The organism is Vibrio sp. C8, assembly GCF_054051265.1.
In genome coordinates this window covers 71,083-86,339 of sequence record NZ_JBPAOE010000003.1, presented here as the reverse complement: position 1 = coordinate 86,339, position 15,257 = coordinate 71,083, and the positions used below count along the sequence as shown (strand labels likewise).

The 15,257-nt window shown below is 42.1% G+C and carries 15 protein-coding genes; 5 read left to right on the top strand and 10 right to left on the bottom strand.

Annotation, left to right across the window (positions count from 1 at the left end; genetic code table 11):
• Nucleotides 1–131 precede the first annotated feature (131 nt).
• From ACRQQK_RS02030 to ACRQQK_RS02020, 3 genes are all read left to right on the top strand, one after another.
• A complete protein-coding gene (locus tag ACRQQK_RS02030; RefSeq protein WP_457509842.1) occupies nt 132–1,454 on the top strand; it encodes a YjiH family protein in 1,323 nt (440 codons plus the stop codon).
• 272 nt (nt 1,455–1,726) lie between these two features.
• A complete protein-coding gene (locus tag ACRQQK_RS02025) occupies nt 1,727–2,575 on the top strand; it encodes a hypothetical protein (protein ID WP_457509841.1) in 849 nt (282 codons plus the stop codon).
• Between the two features lie 48 nt (nt 2,576–2,623).
• On the top strand, nt 2,624–3,376 hold the full coding sequence (locus ACRQQK_RS02020; RefSeq protein ID WP_457509839.1) for a CPBP family intramembrane glutamic endopeptidase: 753 nt from the start codon (nt 2,624–2,626) through the stop codon (nt 3,374–3,376).
• 31 nt (nt 3,377–3,407) lie between these two features.
• Here ACRQQK_RS02020 and ACRQQK_RS02015 read toward each other — a convergent pair whose 3' ends face one another.
• From ACRQQK_RS02015 to ACRQQK_RS02005, 3 genes are all read right to left on the bottom strand, one after another.
• Entirely contained in the window at nt 3,408–3,953 is a 546-nt protein-coding gene (locus tag ACRQQK_RS02015; RefSeq protein ID WP_457509837.1) for a GNAT family N-acetyltransferase, read from the bottom strand.
• Between the two features lie 120 nt (nt 3,954–4,073).
• Nucleotides 4,074–4,529 carry an N-acetyltransferase family protein gene (locus ACRQQK_RS02010; RefSeq protein ID WP_457509835.1) on the bottom strand — a complete coding sequence of 152 codons (456 nt, stop codon included), beginning with the start codon at nt 4,527–4,529 and terminating at the stop codon, nt 4,074–4,076.
• A gap of 62 nt (nt 4,530–4,591) precedes the next feature.
• Complete coding sequence (locus tag ACRQQK_RS02005; RefSeq protein WP_457509833.1) at nt 4,592–5,011, bottom strand: rhodanese-like domain-containing protein; 420 nt, start codon at nt 5,009–5,011, stop codon at nt 4,592–4,594.
• A gap of 184 nt (nt 5,012–5,195) precedes the next feature.
• Here ACRQQK_RS02005 and ACRQQK_RS02000 point away from each other — a divergent pair, with 184 nt between their 5' ends.
• Nucleotides 5,196–6,047 carry a LysR family transcriptional regulator gene (locus ACRQQK_RS02000; RefSeq protein WP_457509831.1) on the top strand — a complete coding sequence of 284 codons (852 nt, stop codon included), beginning with the start codon at nt 5,196–5,198 and terminating at the stop codon, nt 6,045–6,047.
• 229 nt (nt 6,048–6,276) lie between these two features.
• Nucleotides 6,277–7,302 carry a LacI family DNA-binding transcriptional regulator gene (locus ACRQQK_RS01995; RefSeq protein ID WP_457509829.1) on the top strand — a complete coding sequence of 342 codons (1,026 nt, stop codon included), beginning with the start codon at nt 6,277–6,279 and terminating at the stop codon, nt 7,300–7,302.
• 92 nt (nt 7,303–7,394) lie between these two features.
• Here ACRQQK_RS01995 and ACRQQK_RS01990 read toward each other — a convergent pair whose 3' ends face one another.
• The 7 genes from ACRQQK_RS01990 to ACRQQK_RS01960 all read right to left on the bottom strand — a co-directional run bounded on the left by ACRQQK_RS01990 (nt 7,395) and on the right by ACRQQK_RS01960 (nt 14,980).
• Entirely contained in the window at nt 7,395–8,477 is a 1,083-nt protein-coding gene (locus ACRQQK_RS01990) for an ABC transporter ATP-binding protein (RefSeq protein WP_457509827.1), read from the bottom strand.
• Complete coding sequence (locus ACRQQK_RS01985; RefSeq protein ID WP_457509825.1) at nt 8,470–10,764, bottom strand: glycoside hydrolase family 2 protein; 2,295 nt, start codon at nt 10,762–10,764, stop codon at nt 8,470–8,472. Before ACRQQK_RS01985 ends, ACRQQK_RS01990 begins: the two co-directional genes overlap by 8 nt.
• Nucleotides 10,764–11,576: a carbohydrate ABC transporter permease gene (locus ACRQQK_RS01980; protein ID WP_457509823.1), complete on the bottom strand. Its 813-nt coding sequence runs from the start codon at nt 11,574–11,576 to the stop codon at nt 10,764–10,766. Before ACRQQK_RS01980 ends, ACRQQK_RS01985 begins: the two co-directional genes overlap by 1 nt.
• Nucleotides 11,577–11,578: 2 nt before the next feature.
• Nucleotides 11,579–12,457 carry a carbohydrate ABC transporter permease gene (locus ACRQQK_RS01975; protein WP_457509822.1) on the bottom strand — a complete coding sequence of 293 codons (879 nt, stop codon included), beginning with the start codon at nt 12,455–12,457 and terminating at the stop codon, nt 11,579–11,581.
• Between the two features lie 58 nt (nt 12,458–12,515).
• Nucleotides 12,516–13,778: an extracellular solute-binding protein gene (locus tag ACRQQK_RS01970; RefSeq protein WP_457509820.1), complete on the bottom strand. Its 1,263-nt coding sequence runs from the start codon at nt 13,776–13,778 to the stop codon at nt 12,516–12,518.
• 506 nt (nt 13,779–14,284) lie between these two features.
• On the bottom strand, nt 14,285–14,488 hold the full coding sequence (locus ACRQQK_RS01965) for a hypothetical protein (RefSeq protein WP_457509818.1): 204 nt from the start codon (nt 14,486–14,488) through the stop codon (nt 14,285–14,287).
• A gap of 279 nt (nt 14,489–14,767) precedes the next feature.
• Complete coding sequence (locus ACRQQK_RS01960; protein ID WP_102942271.1) at nt 14,768–14,980, bottom strand: cold-shock protein; 213 nt, start codon at nt 14,978–14,980, stop codon at nt 14,768–14,770.
• Between the last annotated feature and the right edge of the window lie 277 nt (nt 14,981–15,257).

Genomic DNA, 15,257 nt, shown 5'->3' with positions numbered 1-15,257 from the left:
ATATTTTCCGCTTGGATAAGCGGCGAGAAAAGAGCGTATAAACGCCAAGATTAAAAGTTCAGTCAAAAACACTGAGCACTGGGCAGAATGACTGCCTACGTTCAAAGTTTAACTCACTAAGGAAGGTAACTATGGAAGCAACCGGATCCATGCTCACTAAACCAATTTGGTCTTCAGCACTGAAACTGGTTTTGTTCAGCCTTATCGGCATCATCTTTTTCTTTGTACCGATCGAAATTAACGCAAAATCCACCATACCACTCGACCATATGGTTTCTTGGCTACGTGCAGCATCACCTAAAGGTGTTGAGATTTATGCACTGCTGATGATCATCGCTGGCGGTGTTTACCCTTTCATCTCTGGGAGTTGGAACGCAAACACAACACAGAAAGTGCTTTCTGTACTTAAAGTTGTCGGCGTAATTACTGCTCTAATGGCGTTTTTTTCAGTGGGCCCAGCACTGCTATTTGAGAAAGACATGCTGCCATTTCTATTTGGCAAACTTGTTGTGCCAGTCGGTTTGATTGTTCCTGTTGGCGCAATCTTCTTAGCGTTTTTAATCGGCTTTGGTTTGCTTGAAATGGTTGGCGTGCTGCTTCAACCTGTGATGCGCCCTATTTTCAAAACACCGGGTAAATCAGCCATTGATGCTGTTGCTTCTTTTGTAGGCAGCTACTCAATTGGCCTTTTGATAACCAACCGTGTCTACAAGTCTGGTCAATACTCAGCAAAAGAAGCCGCTATTATCGCGACTGGTTTTTCGACAGTCTCTGCCACCTTTATGGTTATCGTTGCAAAAACGTTGGGATTGATGGAGATCTGGAACCTGTTCTTCTGGAGCACATTAGTTCTGACTTTTGTAGTAACAGCCATTACGGTGCGTCTGCGTCCACTTGCACGTTTAGACGATTCAAAGCCCATTGCTGACGAAACACCAAGTGATTTGCCACGCATCAAACAAGCAGTGAATGAAGGTCTACAAATTGCAGACAAATCTGACCCCGTAGTAAGCAGCATCATTAAGAACCTAAAAGAAGGTCTGTTAATGGCAATGAGTATTCTGCCATCCATCATGTCTGTGGGTTTAATTGGTTTGCTTCTGGCTAAATACACGCCTGTATTCGAATGGCTAGGCATCCTTTTCTACCCATTCGCATGGGTCGCACAAATACCAGATCCAATGCTAGTTGCGAAAGCGTCGGCTACTGGCCTTGCAGAGATGTTCTTACCTGCACTGATTGCAGCAAAAAGTGATTTCATCACTCGCTTTGTAGTTGGTCAGATTTCGATTTCTTCCATATTGTTCTTCTCTGCGTCTATTCCTTGTATTTTGTCGACTGAGATTCCAATCTCAGTAAAACAGATCGTTGTAGTTTGGTTCCAACGTACTGTATTAACGCTGCTGCTAAGTTCTCCAGTGGCATATGCGATTCAGCATTTCGCGATGAATTAAAAACACAAACACTAACAACGTTTTCCATCCCCGCAAACTGCGGGGATTTTTATTAGTGAGCGACTTCAAGCGACCGTTTTGATCACTTCATAACAATATGATTATTTAGGAAATTAATATTATTAATTTTAATTAATCCCACAGTTAGCCACTTCTCGTTAACGTTGCCAACATATCAACACCTTATGATCATGCTCGGCACAACGCTAAAGATAGGATGTCATTTCAGGAAAGAGCGGCTCAATTGGAAAATTAAACATTGGGGTTATCTTATGAAGATATTCATCATCATCCTTGTTCTGACCGTTAGCGGTTGTGTATCTATCCAAACACCGACCTCTCCTCCAAACAACGATGTTCATTCAGTCACAATCGTTGAGGACCTCCCAAAAGATTTACCGAGTGGCACGGCACAGTTTAAACAGTCTCAATTGATTTTTGTTCATGCGGATCAAGCTTCGGAATTTGTTGCGGGTCTCTTAATTCCTGTTCCTTTTGTGACGGGCATTGTTGTCGACTATGTAAAAGACAGTGCAGCTGAAGACTATGAAAAGCGTCTGAATCAGCTTCGAGTGTACGATATCGTCAACAATGAACTCGCAAGCTATGACAACCTGCAATCAAGTCAAGATGGCTATAAATTGTATCCTCTAATCTTTATCGAAGAGTGCTATGACGATGTTTATCGCCTCTCTCTAACATATCAGATTGAAAAAGATGGCTGGGTTGGACGCTACTACTATCACTTACCCACCACAATCAAAACGGAAGACATCACCGCCCCACCTTTAGATGCGTTAGATTCAATTGTTGACGATTTACACGTAGAGGCGAGAACACTGCTTGACATGGTTGATCGTGATTTAAGAGGCGAACTGACACCTTCAGGTGAAAAAGCGAAAGTAGGTAGCTTATTTATTGTGGGTGGAAATATTTCAGGCGTGGTAACTCCAACCATTCTCGCATATAGAAATGCACAAATTATAGAGGAAACCGAATCTTCTGTTACATTAAGCATTCCTGGCGATCCAACGGGTAAAGCAAAAAATGGCGGCATGGCTTACGGAGTGCACTATTTTGAAAAAAGCCAACTACACACCTTTGAACCCGGGAAAAGTTAAACCTTTGCTTCTTACTTTTAACTCTGTCTCAAAATGAGCGAATCTGTCATGAACATGAAAAATGCCAATACCAAGCTTTGGATTGAAAAGTCTGGCGATGATTTCCCTTTCTACAACGGCAAACCCTGCACTATCAACGCCTATCAATGGGCTGCTTTGCTTGCATCTGTTGCTTTAGGCTTTGCCTTTTTGAGTGTGAAGATAGATGTGTTAAGCGGCACATTTGGCGGAATAGCCCGCTCAACTCTGTTTTTTGCCGTGCCTTTAACGGTGTTTTATCTGATTACTAATAAAGAGGTTACAGCTCTTTTTCGCAAGTTAAGATGGCGAGACGCGCGAGTAATGATTTCAATCGCTTTGGTAAATCTGCTTGTCACCATAGCATTAGGCGCGCTTTTTCATAATACACTTGGGGCTGACACCAACACCGCTATAGGTGCTTTGAAAGATTTATCAAACCACGAGCGCCTCTTGTTTTTCGTGCAAAGTTTGCCGCAACTTTTTGGCGAAGAGGTGTTAACTGTTCTACCATTTCTTGCGTTTTTACACTTTAGCTATCGCTATTTAGGGCTATCAAGAACGCGCTCGGTCTTGTTGGCGTGGCTACTGTCTTCGTTGGTTTTTGGACTTGTTCACTTACCGACTTACAATTGGAACTGGCTACAATGCATTATTGTCATCGGTAGCGCACGCCTCATCCTCTCATTGGCTTACATCAGAACCAAAAATATTTGGGTTTCAACAGGTGCTCACATCATCAATGATTGGGTTATATTTTCATTGGTCATGATCGCTCATTAACTCATGACTTATTTATAGGCGTGCAGCGTGTCTACTTTGCTTGCCAATTGTGTTTACTTAAGCCATATACCGCATGGTCAACAACGCGACCGTTGAGGTTTTCCGCGCAAGTAATAATGCCTTCCAAGTTGAAGCCTAAACGCTTACAAACGTTGCGACTAGGTGCGTTATCAACAGCGGCGGAAATCTGCACTTTCTGCATTTTCAATTCACGAAAAGCTATGTCGATGAGCTTGGATACTGAACGGGTGACGATGCCCTTACCTCTAAATTGTTCCCTCAACCAGTAGCCAATTTCGACCTTTTTAAGATCATGATTAATGGTATTAAAGCTGATGTTACCTACTAGTTCGTCCTCATAGAACATCGCGCACACTAGAGATTTTCCATCCGCATAATCGTGCAGTGAACGTTGAATGAAACTGAGGAAAAATTCTTCATTATCGGCATGAGGAGGCCAAGCCAACCACTGACTTAAATATTCACGTTCACTTTGAACAATTTCGAAATAGCGAGGTGCGAATGAACGCTGTACCAAAACCAGCTTTAAATCCTTTTCTATTTGCAGGCTAAACATTGTTTCCCTCTATAACGTATCGCATCATTTGGGCTCTTCAAATGGATGGCTGAGTTATCTTTGTTTATATGTACGGGTCTCAGAATGACAGCTTCAAATGAAAGTCGCAATCAAGGATAACTAATTAAGTTCATTGTGGTTCCAGAAGAACCTTTGCTTCTCTTTATCAATCGCTCCCAACTTGCGGTAAAAGCCAATGGCGTTGGTATTTGATGTTGGTGTTTGCCATTGAATTTCTGATAAAGAAAGTTCTTCAGCAAACTCTGAAGCTTTCATCAGCATCGCTTTGCCTATGTCTTTACCTCTGACTTCAGGACTAAGATAAAGACAGTCCAAGTAGAGATAGTGTTTCATATTCCATGTTGAAAACTGCCTTATCAGGCTCATATACCCCACAACAATGCCATCGATTTCAGCAACCCAAATTGTTGCGGGGTATATTTGATTCTGTAAAGTCTGAAGCTGGCCGGATTCCACCAGAGTGTGACCTTCATAATCCGCGTGCTCGCACATTAGTTGCCAAATATCGTAAGCATCATCTGAACAACTCATTCGGATATCGATTCGTTGATTCACTGTTTCACTCCAAGTTAACCTGTTCACAGCTTCAGCTTTATTTTACTCTCTTAAACCATCATTTAGCTTTGTGCATCACCTAGCCGGCGATTCACAGGGTATCGCTCGAAGTCTTCCCAATACTGAATTCCACCAATCATCTCTTTAACAGAAAAACCCAAGGCTGAAATTTTTTTAGCCGCTTTCGTCGCGCCGTTACAGCCGGGCCCCCAGCAATAAACAACAAAGGCAGTGTCTTTAGGATAATGCGCAAAAGATTCCGCACTGATGTTGGCGTGAGGCATGCTATCTGCAGTAATGGCGTGACTTTTGTTATAGGCCTCGACACTTCGAACATCTAGCAAAATGAACTGTTTGTTGTTCTCTCTGATATCGGCGTAAACATCTGAGCAATCCGTTTCAAAATTCAACTTGTTGCTAAAAAATGCATTCGCTGTTTCACTGTCAGCCGCTGGGTGGGCAAGTACACTCGACATAGTCATAATGATTTCTTTCCTTAACGTTGTATAACCAAAGCCATGTTGTTTCCTAGCCAGTGTATTGACCAAGCATAGCGATGAGAATTCGTAGTTTCTGAAGGGAGCGTTAAGAGAAAACAAATATACTTTTGCATCTGATAGCCGATAATGAGGCATCAATTGCTGCTAATGAAACGTGCTGGATTACATGGAATTTTATCACCTACGCTCATTTGTTGTTGTCGCTCAAACAGGAAACTTAACCCTAGCGGCTAAGCAACTCTATACAACGCCACCAGCCGTCAGCGCACACATCAAAGCGCTGGAAGAAGAACTGCAAGTTCCACTTTTTGTACGTACCAGTAAAGGGATGACACTGACCGAAAAAGGCGAACTGTTACTTAAAAAAGCGCAAAAAACCTTAGATTCCGCGTTTGATTTAGTGAACGCTGCTGCATCGAGTCAGGATGAAATTGTTGGTACGTTTCGCTTAGCATTGAATCAAAAACCAGCACAGCTTGAGATCCCTCGCCTAATAGAGAATTTGCTGCAAAGTACACCCGGTATTACATTGCAAATCTACCCTATGTCTACAGGGAAAACGATTGAAGCAATACGCGCTGAAGAGATGGACGGAGGTTTTGTGTATGGGGAAGTACCAAGCGATTTTTTTTCAGTGAAAGTTAAATCGCAAAAAATCACAACGATTGCCCCATTTGGTTTTGACTCCGATACGCCCTTAGAAAAGAGTCACTGGATTACCATGGGGTACTACTGTCCGTTTGATGATTTTCTAAAAATAAAGATGGGGAATGATATCAATGCCATTACCAGCAGTGATGATGATGCAACTCGCTTAGAACTTGTAAGAAGTGGGTTGGGGCTAAGCTTTTATGAATTTGAAGAAGCAAAGGAACATGTGCAGAACAATCAAATCACCATCATTCCAGATTTAGACTTCGAGGCTGAGCTCTATTTTATAGTGCCTAAAAACAAAGCTAATTCACCAATTGCCAAAGCCGTTATGCAAGAGATCTGTGTCATCTGGGAAATAGAGTAAACTTCTAGTACCTATCAGAAACCCCATATATTGACTGCTAAATAAGAGACTCCTAATACCATAAAAGCCGAAAGCAGGAACGATACATGGACTAGTGAAGCTCTACATTAAGATTTAGAGAAGAAATACCATTGATGTTTGCACTAGCTTTGTTCAACCGTTGACCAAGATCGCTTTCTTATTAGGAAAAATTTAGTAATGTTTTAAGAAAATTTTTAGAGAATTTTCCTTGGCAACGTTAAAAGACATCGCAGACAAAGTTGGTGTAGCATCATCAACAGTATCTAGAGTCCTGAATCAGGACGATACACTTTCGATCACTGCTGAAAAGCGACAGTTAATCAATAAAGTGGCAATTGAGCTAGGTTATCTTTCTCCTGTCCAGCGTAAGAAGCAGCGCCAACAACAAAATGCCATAGCAGCTCGCACCCACTACAAGCTGGCAAATGGAGACGCGCTAAACTTGGTGGTCGTTCATTGCCTTAGTCCCAATGAAGAACTAAACGACCCTTACTATACAGCGATTCGAATTGGCATAGAGAATAGCTGCCATCAACACAACATCGCTTTGCGTAATACTTTTGCCAATAACTTAGCTGCGAACAGCAGTTTCTTACAACAAGCTCAAGCCGTTATTTGTGTTGGCCATTTTAAAGATCAAGATGTCACCCTCATCCAGTCACTAAATCCTAACCTGATATTTGTTGATTCAAACCCGCTAGATAAACAGTGTGATGTAGTGCAATTCGATAGAGAAGCTGCCTCACGAGAAATTGTTGGCAATATGATATCAGCCGATGTTCAGCGACCTGCATTCATTGGTAATGATGAGACCCGTTTGCATGTATTTCGAGAAATAACCCAAACTCACGGCATTTACGATTCAGCACGCTGCAAGGTTAGCACGAACTTTTGCATTGAATCCGGCTATTTAGCGATGACAGAAATGCTGTCCACTCAACCTTGGCCTGATGTAGTTTTTGCTGCAACAGACATTATCGCCATAGGTGTCTATCGCGCTATCCAAGAAAGGGATATCGAAATCCCTAAAGATATCCAAGTGATCAGTATGAACGACATCCCTACCGCACAGCATATGAATCCAAGTCTCACAACGATGAGACTCTATGCGACGGAGATGGGTGAAGCAGCTGTAGCTCTATTTATGGAGCTCGTTGCTGGACGCCAGTATCACAAAACAGTTCAGCTCGGCTATGAGATGATATGGCGGAAAAGTTTTGCAAAACCACTCTAACTTCAGCTTCACCTATGTTTAGAAGCAAAATAGATAGAAAAAGCGGCCGTTCAACGACCGCTTTTCTTTTTATCAAGTTTCAAACGATTTCGTTAGTTTATACGCAGGCCTTCTTCATTAAACAGATGGCATTGTTCACTGAAGCAGCTCAGTCCAACATCACAGTAGCTTTCTAATACTTGATCTCCCACTAAGTGTACTTTGAAACTGTCAACGCCAGCACAATGGCCAAACATATATGTAGCGTTACCTAGCCGCTCTGTTACTTCATTACGCATCGTCAGATGAACATCCCCTTCTCTTTCCAAATTGAGATGTTCTGGACGGATACCGATTGTCACTGGTTGCCCTTCTGAGACCGTGTAATCACGGCGTAACAAGCTCACTGTATTGCCGTCCTTCAGTTTTATATTCACTCGTTCTTGTTCGCAGCTCACTACCGTTGCGGGTAACAAATTCATCTTAGGAGAGCCAATGAAACCCGCCACAAACAGATTTTGTGGCCTATTATAAAGATCGATTGGAGAACCCACCTGTTCGATTCGCCCATGATTGAGTACAACAATTTTATCCGCTAACGTCATCGCTTCAACCTGATCATGGGTAACATAAATCATGGTGTTCCCCATTTCCTGATGCAGCTTTGCTATTTGCAAACGCATTTCAACTCTTAACTCAGCATCCAAATTTGACAAAGGCTCGTCAAACAAAAATACTTTGGGGTCTCGAACGATTGCCCGTCCTATTGCGACTCGCTGACGCTGACCACCCGATAGCTCTTTGGGCTTACGATCGAGTAGCTGTTCTAGCTGCAACGTTTTTGCTGCTCTCTGCACCAGTTGCTCAACTTCCAACTTTGGTCGACCATTCATTTTCAGACCAAAACCGATATTTTCAGCAACCGACATATGTGGGTATAGAGCATAAGACTGAAACACCATCGCAATACCACGTGCCGCTGGGTCAAGTTCGTTTACTCTCTGGTCGTCTATTTCAATTGCACCATCAGAAATCTGCTCTAATCCCGCAACCATGCGAAGCAAGGTTGATTTTCCGCATCCCGACGGTCCCACAAAAACCACAAACTCTCCAGACTCAATATCCAGATTAACATTGTGTATGGTTTGAACACTGCCGTAACGCTTAACGATGTTTTCTAAAGTGATATTAGCCATATTGAACCTCATTTTGAGTTTTTTGGCTGATGACCTGTTGATGTTGAACCGAAATAGCTCGAGAGAATTCGCCAAAACACGAACTCTTCAGTTTGATTTCACCAGTTCCCTCTTGAAACGCTCGCACCCAGAAGCTGGCAACGCCGCCCTCTAAAGGTATTGCTGTTGGGCCGATTACAGCAAGATTGTCACTGCTGCTGATCTGAATAACATCTTTGAAATAAGGCAGTATTTGACCTTTTTGATCGAGAGCTTTAATGACCACGTGACAGGTATCACCACAGTGAGCATGTAAGCTATCTGTCTGCAAACTGATATCTAGTCGCGTTGGCAACGGAGAGGCCGCAAGTTCGGTTTCAATACAAGCAGTGCCATCCACATAACCAGTGAACTTAATATCTTGCCAAGAGTTACCCCAGTCGCCTACAGGCAGATCTCGCTGATTAGTCACATCAACCACAACAGGCGGGTTTGGCAGATTCGGGAAGCGGCCTTTGTCAGGGAAAAAGCTGCGACAAACTCCATCACCAATCTGAATATCAACACGATCGCAGTTGGTCAAAATAATTAATGGCAGAGCTTTTGCCTCCGGACGTTCACCACGAGTCCAGTAGGTCACAGGATTGAGAATGGCTTGATGTTTCGGCGATATCTGACTGGCATAAACTGATGCAGCAAACTTTGGAACCCTGAATGCGTCATTAACACCGTGGTAGCAAATTTTGTCACCACTTCCGAAATCCCTGTGGGTGTTGTAATCAAATAAACACCAAGTGATGGCGCCGCTAATATTCGGGTTCGAAAAACTGGCATTCAGCACTCGTAGATGACGCATCACATGCTCATTTTGCCAAACTTCGCAGTCAGTACGTTTGGTTGGGAACATATGCCCTGCATACTCAGTAACTAAATACGGAACAGGTTTATCTAAACCAGTCACAGTTTGCGGACTGCGCAGTTCAATATCCCCATGAGGATTCAAATGGCTATCGCTCAAAATGAAGTCGTTCATGGTATAAACATCCTCAAGATATTCACTGTTCTGAATGCAGCGTACACCACCCGTTTGTCGGCTAGGATCGAGTTTACGAGCCAATGCGTTTGTCTGAGTATAAAAGTCGTGATTGTCCACAGATTCATTAATGCGTACGCCCCACAAAATGATGCTAGGGTGATTCCAATCGCGTTCAATCATCGCTTGCACATTATCAATTGATTTTTGCTGCCAAGCTTGATCACCGACATGTTGCCAGCCTGAAATTTCCTCAAAAACGAGTAATCCCAGTTCATCGCATCGATCGAGAAAATGTACAGACTGAGGATAGTGAGAAGTACGGATCAAGTTGAAGCCTAGTTTTTTCTTAGCCAGCTCCGCATCGAGTTGTTGGGCGCGTTTGCCCATCGCATAGCCCGCATAAGGATAGCTTTGATGACGGTTTACCCCAACCAACTGAAGTCTTTCATTGTTGAGATAAAATCCATCTATCCTGAACTCCGCTTCACGAAGCCCAAAACGACACTGATAATGATCACTCAGATTTTCACCACGCAACTCTACTTGCAACGTATATAAATTCGGGTGGTCTGGATGCCACAATTGCGCCTCAGTAAGCGGCTCGAAACACACTTTTATCGCTTGTTCATCTGACTGGCAATTCGTGATTTGCTGACTAGCGACTGTATTACCTTCGGCAGAGACTAGTGTTAGCTTCATCGTCAATGGCGCGTTGTAATCAGCCAGTTTTTCTAGATAAACCGTTGCTTCCACTGTTGGCTTTGTCAGAACGTTAAAGGTATCGACTTTAACGTTCTTCACGCGCACCTCATCAAAGCGAGTTAAGGTCACGTCACGATAAATGCCAGGAAAGCAAAGAAAATCAATCATGCCACCAAAAGGTGGAATCGCTGGATTTTCTCGTCCACTTAACGTGACAGTAATGTGATTGTTGCCCTCTTGTAACCAAGGTGACAGATGTACATCAAATGGCGTATAGCCATCGCTATGCTGCTTGGTCAACTTACCATTAACGTATACGTGTGCGTCACACATTACCCCTTCAAAATGCATAACGAGTTGGTTGCTAAGATCGGTTTGCGTCGCTTTTAAGCAATACTGATAAGTAAAATCTTGATGAAGTTTTGTTTCGTCAAAATAGTTCAGAGGCACATCAACCGCGTTGTGCGGTAACTCTATTTGCTGGCTACCCTGCACTTGATCAAGTGAAGCGTTGATGTGAAAGCCTGGGCAAAACACCCAGTTTTGAGACAATAATTGGGTATTTCGCATTATTTAACGGCTCCGGTCATACTGGCGATAAATTGCTTTTGCATCGCGAAGAAAATCAAAAGGCTTGGCAATGTGGAAAGTACGGTGCCAACCATAATCAGCCCAAAATCGGGTGAATAAGCAGAAGCAAAGCTAGAGAGAATAAGGTTTATTGTTTTAAGTTCATTAGATTGCAGGACTATTAAGGGCCACAAGAATGAGTTCCAAGAAGACATGAATACGATAATGAAGGCGGCAGAGTAACTGGCTCGCATTATTGGCACGTAGACAAAAAGGAAAATTTTCCACTCCGCAACGCCTTCTACCCTAGCAGCATCAATAAGCTCCAGAGGGAAAGATTTGGTGCATTGGCGAAAATAGAAAATGATGAACGCGCCAGAAATGGTCGGCATTATCACAGCAAAGTGAGTATCGAGTAACCCCGCTTTACCAAACATTGTGAACAGCGGAATCATCAAGGCAGCAAACGGGATCATCATTGTCGTTAACAAAGCGGTATAAACACGTTCACGATTCTTACTTTGATAAATTTCAAACGCATAACCAGCAATAGAACATATCGCTAGTGTCGCGACTGTACTGATAATGGCTATTTTGGCTGTATTCCAGAAAATTAAAGCCAAATCCACTTGGCTAGTCAGATTGTTTAAATTAACCAGTAGTTGGTCGCCAAATGTATATTTCCCAATGTTGATATCGCTAGTACGGTTGGTACTCGATACCACCATCCAGTAAAACGGAAATAGCGAGAATAGACTGACAATACCTAAAAACAAGTGCATGAATAAGGTATAAAGTTCACTACGTTTCATGATTACTTGTTCCTCGCAGCTTTAAATTGCACGACAGCGAGAATCGCCGATAGCACAACAATCACATAAGAAACTGTGGCCGCGTAACCGAAGTTCGGCACATAAGAAAATGATAAGTTGTAGATATAGAGTGACAAAGTCATCGTTGAGTTCGCAGGCCCGCCATTAGTGATGTTCATTGCTTCATCAAATAACTGAAGCGTACCTATGGTGGAAGTTACCGTAGTAAATAAGATCACGGGTTTCAGTAATGGAACGGTGATGAAGAAGAACTGCTTTATTGGACTCACACCGTCAATTCGAGCTGCTTCATATATCGACTTATCAATATTCTGCATCGCCGACAGAAAGAAGATCATGTTGTAACCAGTCCAACGCCAAGTAATTGCGATGATAACCGTTACTTTCGCCCAGAATGGGTCGGCTAACCACGGAATCGGTTCAGAAATGATGTGAATCGCCATCAAGACCGAGTTCACAACGCCATCGAGCTCAAACATACTCTTAAACAGTATTGAGTAAGCCACCAAAGAAGTTACGCAAGGCAAGAAAATAGCCAATCGGAACCACTGTTTGTACCTTAATTTAGATGAATTCAAACACGATGAGACCGCCAGAGAAAGGAAGATCATGATCGGTACTTGAATGGCTAGAAATGTCAGAGTATTCCAAAGGGCTTTTTTAAACATGGGATCATAAAAAAGCCTGATCACGTTAGAGACGCCTGAAAATTCTAATATTACCCCACGACCGGAATGCAATGATAACCAAAGCGACTTTCCAATCGGATAGAGAGTCATTAAGGCAATTAAACCCACGGCAGTTGCGACAAAAGCCCAGCCGTTAATGTCATACAGCCTGTGCATCTTGGATTTATGCATGGTTACACCATTTAATCGGATTGAAGAGGCTTGGGGACGCCCCCCAAGCCGAACTGGTTTACATCAGTTGGTATTTAAGTGCGGTTTCGACGCGTTTTAACACTTCATCAACCGAATCACCGGATAGAAGAGCGGGAATTTCAGCAGAGATAGCGTTGTCTACTTCTTGTGTGTACATGCCATAAGAAACTTGCGGAATTTCTGCTACCCACTTGGAGAAATCAGAGAAAACAGGTTGCCCAGAGAAGAACGCATCTTCGACTGTATAGGCATATCCCACACTTGCTGGCAAATATGTGGCCAAAGCACCACGTTCAACTAGCAAGGTTTGGTACATGTCGTCATCAGCTGCGAATGTTTTTTTGAGGAAATTGATAGCAGCTTCTTTATCTTTGCTGGTACTTAGCACATACCAACTTGAACCACCTTGGTTGGAAGCATGTTTTGCATTAGGTAGATTAAGACTTGGGATTGGTGCCACTCGCCATTTACCTTTTTGCTCCTCAACGGCTTTAATTGAACCCATGATCCAAACACCAGACGTTACTGTCGCCACCTGACCCGCGTTAAAGCTGCCGACAAAACTAGACCAACCTGATGTTGGGCGAGTAATTTTAGCCTCATTGATAGCTTTGATGGTTTTTAGCGTCTCTTTAAGCGCTTGGTTATTAGCGATGTTCATCTCTCCTTCAGGAGTAAAGAACCATTCACCACCTGACTGCATCATGATGTGAGGTAACACTACGTCATTGATGTCATATGTGAGCATACTAATACCAGTCTTAGCTTTGACGTCTTTACCGATTTCAATAAACCTGTCCCACGAAATATTAACCAAATCTTTGTGGGTATAGCCTGCTTTCTCTAGATAATCACTTCGGTAAAACATTCCAGCGACACCAGAGTCAAAAGGAATGCCATACACTTTGTCACCAATGGTCATCACTTTAACTTTATATGGTGCAAACTGGCTGTAGTCGATTTGCTCCTGCAGCGGCAGAAAAGAGCCTGGGTAAGCCTGCAAATACTTCTGAGCATTGTAATCTTCAATTAAGACAATATCGGGCAACGAACTAGTAACACCGGAGGCCAGCATGGTATGTAGTTTTTGTTCAATGTCTTCCTTGCCTGAATCAATAACCTTGAGATTAAAACTAGGGTCGATTTTCTTATAGCGATCGGCAGCTTCATTCATGGCAGCCACATTGAAGTTTGGGTCCCAGGCCCAAACAGTCACATCAGCAGCTAAGCTTTTGGCAGAAATTCCAGCAGTAAGCAAAGTGGTTACCGCCAGCGAAAATACCTTATTCTTGTTGTTCATAGGCTTTCAGTCCTTTGTTTTAAGTAGCAGACTGAGGATAGGGTTGGTATGAGATAAAGACAACGGCGTTTGACCGCAAGGAAAAAGCATCTAGTGATAGCGTTCACATTACTTTTCAAGAAAAGTAAAAAAGCGGGATCCCAACAATAAATATTCAGGAAAATTTTCCTAACTACTATAAACAGCATCTAAGAGACTACGAATCCATAGACTATGACTACGAATTACCTTCACTGAACGTAGGATAGGTACATCCAATATCCATTTTACGTAACTGAAAAGCTGCTCGATTTAAGGCATAGCGCGAGAATTGAGCTAAGGGCCTGAACTGGCGGCTACATTTACATATTAAAAAGTGTATGAGTTTGACGCATGATTTTGCACTTAATTCTGTTGGAAACCTTGCTAATCGTTAGTTGGATTAACTAGAAGTGCAAATAAATGAGGGGGGAGTTAGGGATAGAAAGCCACAAGATCAAGCGAGACTGTGGCAAATCAATCTTGAGTTATTGGTGCTGCTTAAAGAAGCGTTCAGCACTAGCGAAAAGAGATTCACAGAGTTTTTCTTGCGCCTTGAATTCATCGGAACCAGCCGTCATCGTTTCAAGAGTCTCTTTTGCACTATGGTATTCACCTACCATTTGCGCAAATTTTGCTTCATAGCCACTTTTCCAAGCTTTCTTTGCAACTTTATCTCGTCTTTTTCTCATTCACTATTCCTATACTGAAAAGCATTTTTAAAAGATATTCACTTTGATATTTATAATTTATAAACAAGAATAAAAATTTAGTTACAACGAAATAAGAATCATAGTTACATCTAAATAAAATAAATTTAAAAATATCGATTAAATAGACTATTCAGGTCATTAAAAATAAGGTGTTCACTTGCGTGAATTTAGGATAAAAACTTATCGAAATATTTTTATCCTACTCGTTTTTCTTCCATTTAAATAAGCAACTCGTGCTTATTTATTTCAAGAGCTAACTTAAGCTGCTAAAACGTTAGTAGCTTGAGCGCCTTTAGCACCCTGCTCAACGCTAAATGTTACTTTCTGTCCTTCAGCTAAAGTTTTAAAACCTTCTGAAACGATAGAATTGAAGTGAACAAATAGGTCTGGACCGCCATTGTCTTGAGAAATGAAACCAAAACCTTTTGTTTCGTTAAACCACTTTACTGAACCAGTTGCTTTATTAGACATAATAAATACCTCGTTAATCATCATAAAATCCAAAATCGAGGCTATTTGATGGAAGATGAAGAATAAGTTGCCGCAGGAGTAGTATAACGAAATCGATCGAAAGAAAACTGAGAAGAGACTTGAACTAAACATTTCATAAATAGCTCACGTTTAAGAGCTGCGTGCACTATACACCGATTAGGTCAAATAGATATAAATATTTCCGAATATTTTTACCTTTTCACTTTAGAGAGCAATAAAATATGTCGTATTTGGGATGATTAAGAGTGATTTTTCA

Bases quoted from the DNA above. Each gene is read 5' to 3' on its own strand.
- ACRQQK_RS02030 (WP_457509842.1), top strand. From the start codon at position 132: ATGGAAGCAACCGGATCCATGCTCACTAAACCAATTTGGTCTTCAGCA.
- ACRQQK_RS02025 (WP_457509841.1), top strand. From the start codon at position 1,727: ATGAAGATATTCATCATCATCCTTGTTCTGACCGTTAGCGGTTGTGTA.
- ACRQQK_RS02020 (WP_457509839.1), top strand. From the start codon at position 2,624: ATGAACATGAAAAATGCCAATACCAAGCTTTGGATTGAAAAGTCTGGC.
- ACRQQK_RS02015 (WP_457509837.1), bottom strand. From the start codon at position 3,953: ATGTTTAGCCTGCAAATAGAAAAGGATTTAAAGCTGGTTTTGGTACAG.
- ACRQQK_RS02005 (WP_457509833.1), bottom strand. From the start codon at position 5,011: ATGACTATGTCGAGTGTACTTGCCCACCCAGCGGCTGACAGTGAAACA.
- ACRQQK_RS02000 (WP_457509831.1), top strand. From the start codon at position 5,196: ATGGAATTTTATCACCTACGCTCATTTGTTGTTGTCGCTCAAACAGGA.
- ACRQQK_RS01990 (WP_457509827.1), bottom strand. From the start codon at position 8,477: ATGGCTAATATCACTTTAGAAAACATCGTTAAGCGTTACGGCAGTGTT.
- ACRQQK_RS01985 (WP_457509825.1), bottom strand. From the start codon at position 10,764: ATGCGAAATACCCAATTATTGTCTCAAAACTGGGTGTTTTGCCCAGGC.
- ACRQQK_RS01980 (WP_457509823.1), bottom strand. From the start codon at position 11,576: ATGAAACGTAGTGAACTTTATACCTTATTCATGCACTTGTTTTTAGGT.
- ACRQQK_RS01975 (WP_457509822.1), bottom strand. From the start codon at position 12,457: ATGCATAAATCCAAGATGCACAGGCTGTATGACATTAACGGCTGGGCT.
- ACRQQK_RS01970 (WP_457509820.1), bottom strand. From the start codon at position 13,778: ATGAACAACAAGAATAAGGTATTTTCGCTGGCGGTAACCACTTTGCTT.
- ACRQQK_RS01965 (WP_457509818.1), bottom strand. From the start codon at position 14,488: ATGAGAAAAAGACGAGATAAAGTTGCAAAGAAAGCTTGGAAAAGTGGC.
- ACRQQK_RS01960 (WP_102942271.1), bottom strand. From the start codon at position 14,980: ATGTCTAATAAAGCAACTGGTTCAGTAAAGTGGTTTAACGAAACAAAA.